Below are 354 nucleotides of genomic sequence, written 5' to 3'. Positions count from 1 at the left end.
GTAGAGCTTGCCTTGTGAGGCGAGGTGCTCGATGTTGTCGACGAGGGTGTCGAGCTCGGGGTCTTGGCGGTTGTGCCAGGCGTGGGTGACGGGTTCGGCCAGGGCGTTGTCGAGGGTGAGGCGTACTTCGACGATGTCTCGTAGTCCGCGGTGGTCGTCTCCGGGGTTGAGGAGGCCTTTGAAGATGAGGGATTCGACCATGGGGCGCATGGAGACCTGGCCGACGAACATGCCGTGTCCGTGGCGTACTTCGACGATGTCGAGGGCGACGAGGGTGCGGACGGCCTCGCGGACGGAGGAGCGGGATACTCCCAGGTCGGCGCACAGCTGGGACTCCGTCGGCAACGCATCACC

Annotated in this window: 1 protein-coding gene; it reads right to left on the bottom strand. The window is 65.3% G+C overall.

Going from position 1 to position 354, the window contains the following annotated elements; genetic code table 11:
* A partial coding sequence (locus tag HMPREF2883_RS07000; RefSeq protein WP_256277375.1) for a FadR/GntR family transcriptional regulator occupies positions 1–354 on the bottom strand: 354 nt, incomplete at both ends.

The organism is Actinomyces sp. HMSC075C01, assembly GCF_001812965.1.
Classification (GTDB): Bacteria; Actinomycetota; Actinomycetes; order Actinomycetales; family Actinomycetaceae; genus Actinomyces; species Actinomyces acetigenes.
The sequence above is the reverse complement of the archived record's forward strand: the minus strand, read 5'-3'. Positions and strand labels throughout refer to the sequence as shown.